Annotated in this window: 10 protein-coding genes, 1 tRNA gene and 1 pseudogene; 1 reads left to right on the top strand and 11 read right to left on the bottom strand. The window is 62.2% G+C overall.

Annotated elements, in window-relative coordinates:
- The 10 genes and pseudogenes from EN781_RS18750 to EN781_RS18705 form a co-directional block, all read right to left on the bottom strand.
- Nucleotides 1-717 (bottom strand): annotated as a pseudogene (locus EN781_RS18750) (DNA-directed RNA polymerase subunit beta); the annotation flags it as partial.
- 251 nt (nucleotides 718-968) lie between these two features.
- Entirely contained in the window at nucleotides 969-1349 is a 381-nt protein-coding gene (gene rplL, locus EN781_RS18745) for a 50S ribosomal protein L7/L12 (RefSeq protein WP_059189560.1), read from the bottom strand.
- Nucleotides 1350-1403: 54 nt separating this feature from the next.
- Nucleotides 1404-1922, bottom strand: coding sequence for a 50S ribosomal protein L10 (rplJ, locus tag EN781_RS18740; RefSeq protein ID WP_126054425.1), 519 nt, complete (start codon nucleotides 1920-1922; stop codon nucleotides 1404-1406).
- 397 nt (nucleotides 1923-2319) lie between these two features.
- Complete coding sequence (rplA, locus tag EN781_RS18735) at nucleotides 2320-3018, bottom strand: 50S ribosomal protein L1 (protein WP_126054424.1); 699 nt, start codon at nucleotides 3016-3018, stop codon at nucleotides 2320-2322.
- 5 nt (nucleotides 3019-3023) lie between these two features.
- Nucleotides 3024-3452, bottom strand: a complete 429-nt coding sequence (gene rplK, locus EN781_RS18730) for a 50S ribosomal protein L11 (protein WP_095765524.1) — start codon at nucleotides 3450-3452, stop codon at nucleotides 3024-3026.
- Between the two features lie 196 nt (nucleotides 3453-3648).
- Nucleotides 3649-4176 carry a transcription termination/antitermination protein NusG gene (gene nusG / locus EN781_RS18725; RefSeq protein ID WP_126054423.1) on the bottom strand — a complete coding sequence of 176 codons (528 nt, stop codon included), beginning with the start codon at nucleotides 4174-4176 and terminating at the stop codon, nucleotides 3649-3651.
- Between the two features lie 27 nt (nucleotides 4177-4203).
- Nucleotides 4204-4407, bottom strand: a complete 204-nt coding sequence (gene secE / locus EN781_RS18720; RefSeq protein ID WP_126054422.1) for a preprotein translocase subunit SecE — start codon at nucleotides 4405-4407, stop codon at nucleotides 4204-4206.
- Nucleotides 4408-4776: 369 nt separating this feature from the next.
- A tRNA-Trp gene (locus EN781_RS18715) sits at nucleotides 4777-4852 on the bottom strand.
- A gap of 71 nt (nucleotides 4853-4923) precedes the next feature.
- Entirely contained in the window at nucleotides 4924-5472 is a 549-nt protein-coding gene (locus EN781_RS18710; RefSeq protein WP_126054421.1) for a putative glycolipid-binding domain-containing protein, read from the bottom strand.
- 2 nt (nucleotides 5473-5474) lie between these two features.
- Nucleotides 5475-5960, bottom strand: coding sequence for a group II truncated hemoglobin (locus EN781_RS18705; RefSeq protein ID WP_126059064.1), 486 nt, complete (start codon nucleotides 5958-5960; stop codon nucleotides 5475-5477).
- A gap of 235 nt (nucleotides 5961-6195) precedes the next feature.
- Here EN781_RS18705 and EN781_RS18700 point away from each other — a divergent pair, with 235 nt between their 5' ends.
- Nucleotides 6196-6918, top strand: coding sequence for a class I SAM-dependent methyltransferase (locus EN781_RS18700; RefSeq protein WP_126054420.1), 723 nt, complete (start codon nucleotides 6196-6198; stop codon nucleotides 6916-6918).
- Nucleotides 6919-6964: 46 nt separating this feature from the next.
- Here the strand turns inward: EN781_RS18700 and EN781_RS18695 are convergent.
- A partial coding sequence (locus EN781_RS18695; protein ID WP_127400221.1) for a hypothetical protein occupies nucleotides 6965-8240 on the bottom strand: 1276 nt, incomplete at its 5' end.

Here is an 8240-nt window from a genome sequence, read left to right as displayed (position 1 = left end):
CTTGTAGGTGATCTTGTTGTAGAAGGTCGACAGGATCTCCTCGCCGTCCATGCCGAGCGCCATCAGCAGCGACGTCACCGGGATCTTGCGCCGGCGGTCGATGCGGGCGTGCACGACGTCCTTGGAGTCGAACTCGATGTCGAGCCACGAGCCGCGATAGGGAATGACGCGCGCGGCAAACAGGAGCTTGCCCGACGAGTGCGACTTGCCCTTGTCATGGTCGAAGAAGACGCCCGGCGAGCGGTGCATCTGCGAGACGATGACGCGCTCGGTGCCGTTGACGATGAAGGTGCCGTTGGACGTCATGAGCGGCATGTCGCCCATGTAGACGTCCTGCTCCTTGATGTCCTTGATCGACTTCGCGCCGGTATCCTCGTCGATATCGAACACGATGAGGCGCAGCGTCACCTTCAGCGGCGCGGCGTAGGTCAGGTCGCGCTGACGGCATTCGTCAACGTCGAATTTCGGTCCTTCGAACTCGTACTTCACGAACTCCAGCATCGAGGAGCCGGAAAAATCGGAGATCGGGAAGACCGACTTGAAAACGGCCTGCAGTCCCTCATCGGGACGGCCGCCCTTGGGCTCGTCCACCATCAGGAACTGGTCGTAGGATGCCTTCTGAACCTCGATCAGGTTCGGCATCTCCGCAACTTCCGGGATCTTTCCGAAGAACTTGCGTACGCGTCTGCGGCCATTGAAAGTCTGGGTCTGGGCCATCGTCGCTCCTTAGCTCGATTCTCGGGGCGAACCTCGCCGCGGCTCGCCTTGCATTCCGGGCCGCCTCGGCGGCAGCCCCTGATCTGTTTTCCCGCCGCCAGTCGGCGGCCGGTTAAAACGGGAGAAAACCCGTTTCCTGAAGGCCGTTCCGCGGCCCTCAGGAAAGAGGTTTCCGTACGTCTCGCGCTCTTTGGCTCCCTTGACGTCAAGGGAGTGGCGGGCGGCGCGAGGCCGCCCGCCTCAACCAAAGCTTACTTCAGCTCAACCTTGGCGCCGGCTGCTTCCAGCTGCGCCTTGAACTTGTCGGCATCGGCCTTGGAAACGCCTTCCTTGACCGGCTTCGGAGCCGCTTCGACCAGGTCCTTGGCTTCCTTGAGGCCAAGGCCGGTGATGGCGCGGACTTCCTTGATGACGTTGATCTTCTGGGCGCCGGCGTCGGCGAGAACGACGTCGAATTCCGTCTTCTCTTCGGCCGGAGCGGCGGCAGCGGCACCAGCGCCGCCAGCAGCGGCAACCGCTACCGGAGCGGCAGCCGAAACGCCCCACTTCTCTTCCAGGAGCTTCGACAGCTCAGCCGCCTCGAGGACGGTCAGCTTCGAAAGGTCGTCTACGATCTTTGCGAGATCAGCCATTTGCATATTCCTTCGTAAGGTTCGAACGTGTGTTTGTGATAGCGAGGAACGGCCTCATGCCGCCTCGTCCTTCCGGGCGTAAGCGCCGATGACGCGCGCGACCGAAGCCGCGGGTGCATTGACGATCTGGGCGATCCGGGTTGCCGGCGTGGCGATCATGCCAACCAGCTTGGCGCGCAGCTCGTCGAGCGACGGCAGTGTGGCGAGTGCCTTCACACCGTCGGCGTTGAGCGAGGTGGTGCCCATTGCGCCGCCGAGAATGACGAGCTTGTCATTTCCCTTGGCGAAGTCGGACGCGACCTTCGGCGCCGCAATCGGATCCTCCGAATAAGCGACCAGCGTCTGTCCCTTGAACAGGTCGATGATCGATGCGGAGTCCGTGCCCTGAAGAGCGATTTTGGCGAGACGGTTCTTCGCGACTTTGACGGTGCCACCGGCGGCGCGCATCTTCGACCGAAGGTCGTTCATTTGCGCGACGGTGATACCAGCGTAGTGGGCCACGACAACTGAACCCGCGTTCGAAAACGCATCATTCAGGCCCGTGACGAGTTCGCGTTTTTCCGCTCTGTCCACTGCCTATCTCCAGTTGACCCCTGCCCCATCAATGGGAACATTCCCATTCACGATGACAGGCGTCGGGTTGCCTTTTGCCGGCCGGGCCATCCAGTAACGGATCTCCCGAACGACGCTCGAGGATCCTGCCCCCTTTCGCCACACCAATCGGCAGGCCGAATGGTGCGCAGACAAAAGGCAAACACGGTTCGAACCTTTCATTGGAGCTTCTCGCTCCTTTGTCGGGTCTTCACCCGTCTCATGCAGGCCCACATGAATTAAGGCTGTTGGGCCGCCTGCAATCTCGGACAGGATATCCGGAAGCCTTTCGGCCTCCGGGGTACCGGGCCGCCGACGGATCGGAGGCCCGGAATTCTTTGCGGATCAGCCTGTTAGCGGCCGATCAGAACAGTTCGTATCAGGACGCGGCGAGCGTCGCGATGTCGAGCTTGAGGCCGGGCCCCATCGTCGAGGTGACCGACACCTTCTTGACGTAGTTGCCCTTGGCGCCGGACGGCTTGGCCTTGTTCACCGCATCGGCGAAGGCGCGCACATTCTCTTCCAGCGCCTTGACGTCGAACGAAATCTTGCCGACGCCGGCATGGACGATACCGGCCTTCTCGACGCGGAACTCCACGGCGCCGCCCTTCGAGGCCTTGACGGCAGCGGCGACATCGGTGGTCACCGTGCCGACCTTCGGGTTCGGCATCATGCCGCGCGGGCCGAGCACCTTACCGAGACGGCCGACCAGCGGCATCATATCCGGCGTCGCGATGCAGCGATCGAAATCGATCGTGCCCTTCTGGACGATGTCGACCAGATCCTCGGCGCCAACGATATCGGCGCCGGCGGCCTTGGCTTCCTCAGCCTTGTCGCCGCGCGCGAACACGGCCACACGCACCGAGCGGCCGGTGCCGTTCGGCAGATTGACCACGCCGCGGACCATCTGGTCGGCATGGCGCGGGTCGACGCCGAGATTCATCGCGACTTCGATGGTCTCGTCGAATTTCACCGAGGACCGCTCCTTGAGCAGCTTCAGCGCCTCAGAGAGCGCGTAGGACTTGTTCGGATCGATGCCTTCGCGGGTCTTGGCGATACGCTTTGCAATCTTTGCCATGATCTTCAGCCCACCACTTCCAGACCCATCGAGCGGGCAGAGCCCTCGACCATGCGCATGGCCGCTTCGACGTCGTTTGCGTTCAGGTCCTTCATCTTCTGCTCGGCGATCGCGCGCACCTTGTCGCGGCTGATCGTGCCGGCCTTGACCTTGCCCGGCTCCTTCGAGCCCGACTTCAGGTTGGCGGCCTTCTTCAGGAAGTAGCTCACCGGCGGCGTCTTCATGACGAAGGTGAACGACTTGTCCTGGTAGTAGGTGATGACGACCGGGATCGGCGACCCCTTTTCCAGCTCCTGGGTCTGCGCGTTGAACGCCTTGCAGAACTCCATGATGTTGATGCCGCGCTGACCAAGCGCCGGGCCGATCGGGGGCGACGGCGTAGCCGAGCCCGCGGCAACCTGGAGCTTGAGCTGGCCTGCAACTTTCTTAGCCATCTCTATTCCTGCCTTTTCTCATGCCGGTCCCACTGTCAGGGAAGCACCGGCGGTTGCAGTCTGGTGGTGCGGTTCCCGCGGCCGGCTAAAGTCGCGTTCGCCTCCCACCCGTTCATGGCCGCGCGATCTTCGCGCCACCTTCCCTGAGCCGTAGCGGCGCAGGGCATCCCGACGCCTTTCGGCGCGGGTATTCGGATCAGCCCTTTTCGACCTGTCCGAATTCGAGATCGACGGGCACAGCGCGCCCGAAGATCGAAACTTCCACCTTGAGCCGCGCCCGCTCCTCGTCCACTTCCTGGACGAAACCGTTGAACGACGCGAACGGGCCGTCCGAGACGCGGATCGCCTCGCCGATCTCGAAAGTGACCGAGGGCTTCGGCCGCTCGACGCCTTCCTGCACCTGGTTCAGGATGCGCTGCGCCTCGGTCTCGGTGATCGGCACGGGCTTGGAGTCGCCCAGGAAGCCCGTCACCTTCGGCGTGTTCTTGACCAGCGAGAACACTGCATCGGTCAGGTTGGCCTTGAGCAGCACATAGCCTGGGAAGAACTTGCGCTCGGCATCGACCTTGCGGCCACGGCGTATCTCCACAACCTTCTCTGTCGGCACCACGATCTGCTCGATGTCACCGGATAGGCCCTTCTGCTTGGCCTTGTTCTCGATGTCCTCGGCGACCTTCTTCTCAAAGTTCGAATAGGCGTGGACGATGTACCACCGCGCAGTCATTTCACGACTTCTCCGTAATCGCCGGACTTAGCGTCCCAGCCCCAGAATCCACTCGATCGCGTAGCCCATGGCTATGTCGGCGGTGAAGAAAAAGATCATCGCGATGACCGCGAACACCAGGACCATCACCGTCGAGATCATCGTTTCGCGTCGCGACGGCCAGGTCACCTTGGCGGTCTCCGCGCGAACCTGCTGGAGAAAGGTGAAAGGGTTTGTGGTTTTCGAAGCCATATGCCGCTCTGTCTTCAAGACCCGTTGGCCGGGTCTCCTGGATGATCCCGCAGGCCGGGACATGCCGCTCGGACTTCATGGCGGCGCCGAATCAGCGCATCCATTTCGCCCATGCAAATCGGACGCGTAAAGCCGGCTTCCCAGCTCCACGCGTCGCGTGTCTGTTCTGTCTACATAAAACCGATTCTTGATCCACGCAAGTGGCAAGTGTCCGCTTTATGGCCAAACGCCGCCTCGGAACCATCCAGTCGTTCCGTCCCGGCTATGGGCGCCTTATGCCCCAGTTCCCACCAAATGGCAAGCCACCCATGGGTTTTCAAGGACCAGGTGGGCTATCGACGATATTGAAATCGGCCATTTCGGGAAAAATGGCACGGGCAGCAGGGCTCGAACCTACGACCTGCGGTTTTGGAGACCGCCGCTCTACCAACTGAGCTATGCCCGTACATACGCGTTTCGGCGCAGGCGCTTCCTAAAAGCTTCCGGGCGCTCTGTAAAGAGTGGTCTGCGGTCGATTCATATCCTTTGCCAGAAATCCGGATAGGTAACGACCAGCCCCTCCCGATCAACCTCGATTTCCCGCCGGAAGCCACTCCTGAGTGACTCATAGAGATAGCGTCTGTCCTCATCGAGACATGTGTAGCGCTGCGGGCTTTTGACGATGGTCAGTTCCGGGAGTTCGATGAAGGCTGCGGCAATCTCGGCGCTTTCGCCAGGCTTCAGCCCCAGCCGCTGGATCGGCAGCGTGTTGGTGAAGGGCGTGACGGTGAGATCGGGGTCGAGCGCCCCGGTCAGGTCCGGGATCGCAACGCCGTCCTTCGACCAGTTGCCGATGCCGTCCGTCTCGAGCCGGAAGCGCCCGCCGCCGACGATGCCGACCTCGACCTCCCTGGCGCGCCAGTCGGGGTCGCATGAAATGCGGTAGTGGACCGCGAACGGCGCATGGTCGGCCGAGATCGCCACGGACTCGGCCGATATCCCACCGGAGTCCTGCCTCAGGATAAGGTGTTCGATGCCAGGGCCCTGCCATTGCCGCCATCGAACGAGCGTGCTTCGAGGCTCCACTGCTACGATTTTCCCGCCGGCGGCTTGTAGGGTCCGCCGGGCACGCCCCAGCCCCAGGCGGGCATCGGCTCCGTTTTCGGATCGCACGTCTCGCCGAGATTGGAATTCATCTTCGCCAGCCGCGATCCCCATTCGACATAGCCCATGAAGGCGGAGCGGAATTCGGGGTCGTCGGGCAGGCCGACCTCGTCGGCGGCGTCGGCGAGAAGGTTGATCCAGCGCCGCCGCTGTTCCTCGCTCAGGTGCTTGCCGAGATGATGCATCACCATCTCGCGGTGGCCGCCATGCTTTTCGCTGTAAGTCTTCGGTCCGCCGAACACCTCGCCGATAAAGGCCGCGACATGGGCGGGATGGTCCGGCGACATGTGCCTGAACACCGGGCCGACGATCGGATCGCGCGCCACCTTGTCGTAGAAGGTCTGCGTCAGGCGGCTGAGCGCCTCGGCGCCGCCGGCCCACTCGAACAGTGTCGGAATATCCTCGTTCATCATCGATCCTCGCCTGTCGCTTGCCGCGGACGATAGCGGAAAGATCGAAGACGGCTCAACCTGCCTCGATGGCCAGTTCGCCTCCAGAGCCAAAACCAATCACTCTGAGCGACCGAGTTCGACTCGTTGCATCCGTCAGTTCCTTGCCTAATTCACGCCATGACCAACTGCGGTCTTCCAGATTTTCTTGCGCTGTGTGATTTTCACCTGCTGCGACTTTGAAGGGACACAAGTCATGCAGTCGATAGACAATCCTTTGGCGGTGATCCGGTCGCTTGGCGCGATTGACGGCCTCCGGATACTCGACGTCGGCTGTGGTAGCGGCGGACTGGCCAAGCAGCTCTGCGCTGCAGGCGCGATTGTTTCGGGAATCGACCCTGAGCACCAGGCAGTCAAAGCCGCCGCCGCTACCGTACCATCGGCCAGCTTCACAATAGCCGTGGCAGAGAGCTTGCCATTTGAGCCGTCATCCTTTGATCGTGTCCTGATGGTGAATACCCTGCACCATGTGCCGCAATCCGGCATGTTTGCGGCTCTGATCGAAGCAATGCGTGTCCTCACGCCTGACGGAATGCTGATCGTGATCGAGCCGACAGCCAGCGGAAACTTCTTTGAAGCGCTGCGTCTGGTCGAGGACGAAACGCTCGTTCGGGCGGCGGCGCAGACAGCAATGGACGCGGCCGATGCTGGCGGCAGCATCCGTCGCGTGCGAACCTTAACCTACACACGCAGCGAAAAATTCGACACGCCGGACCAGTTCCTTGAGCGCATCGTAGCCGTTGATCCAACGCGAGGGGATGTGGTCAAACAGAGGCATCGGTCAATCGTCATGGCGATCGAGGCCGCCGCTCAAAGTGATGCAGAGGGGAAGCTGGTTTTCGAACAGCCTATCAAGGTGGACATTTTCAGACGCCCGACCGAGAAGGTCCCCCCTAACGATCACGATTTCGACCTTTGATGAGTGGCGGCCTGTGGTGGCTGCCGGTCGCTTGGGGTTTCACTCTCTAGAGTTTGGCGGGCGCCTCGGCCTGGGCATTGGGCGACGGCGCCACGCGGCAGTTCTCGGGCTTCGGCGTCGCGGCGCAGATGGTGGCGCCGGTCAGCGCGTCGACCGATTGCGGTCCAGTCGTCAGCCCGACCTTCAGCATCATCTCCGGCTCGAGTTGGCGATGGCTGGAATAGAGCACCGACTGCATCGCCGCGAAAAGGTCGCTGCCGATCGCCATGTCTTCGAGGTAGGTCCTGACCTGCTTCTCCATCCCCAGCGAATGCACGCTGAGCCGCGCCCGCGGGCCGACAAGCCGCCGGACACCGCCGGCAAGCATGATCGCGCAGGCTGAATTGCATACGCCTTCGGCATCCACGGTAAGCCCGGCGCGAGCTTCGCTGTCGGCCGCGCAATCCCGCGCTGTCAAATCACAGCCGACGAAATCGGTCCGAGCAATGGCGACGTCGAGTTTGTGCTCGCGGATCAGCCGGCCAGCCGCGAGCGCTCCCAGCACGTCGCCGCCCGGCGAGTTGATCACCAAGGGCAGCCTGCGCCGGCCAATGCTGTCGAGCATGTCACGCAGCCGCTCCGGCGTGTAAGCTGTGATCGTGCCTTCGGCCGAGATCCATTCGGGGCAATCCGGATTGCAGAGCGGATTGCTGCCGCGAACCACGACGAAGCGCATGTCCTCGTCGCGCTTGACGATCTCCTGCCTGGCCGCAGTGGCGGGTGCAGGCTTGACCTCGGCGGCCACGGCGGCGGCCGGCGCCGCATCCTTGTTCGCTGGTATCTCACGGCAATTTGCCGGCTCCGGCCTCGCCTTGCAGATGGCGGCGGCGGTGAGGAGGTCGACCGAATCCATGCTGGTGACGAGACCCATCCGCAGCATGGTTTCGAGGGCCAGCTGATGGATATCGCTGGCCGGCGTGTTCTTCATCGTTGTGAGCACGTCCTCGCCAACGCCCATGTCCCGGAAATAGGCGGCCAGCCTCTTCTCCACCGCCTTGCTCATCTCGTAGGTCTTGTAGCTGCCGGCATTCTTGCGGCTGACGACCTTCGTGCTGATGACCTTCTTCTTGCCGTTCACCACCTTGTATGTGGTTCGGTAGAGCAGTTTCGTCCTGATGTAGGTCGTGGTGATCTGGTGCACGCCGAGATAGGCCCATTCGCCGACGACGCGGCGTACGCCGCCGGCAAACATCAGCGGACAGGCGGAATTGCAGATGGCGCCGCTGGCATAAGGTTCGCCGAAATAGCCGGCGTCGCTGCCTTTGTTGGCCGTGCAATCCTTG

This window comes from Mesorhizobium sp. M4A.F.Ca.ET.090.04.2.1 (assembly GCF_003999085.1).
In the GTDB taxonomy this organism is placed as follows: Bacteria; Pseudomonadota; Alphaproteobacteria; order Rhizobiales; family Rhizobiaceae; genus Mesorhizobium.
This window is presented reverse-complemented; position numbering and strand designations above follow the sequence as displayed.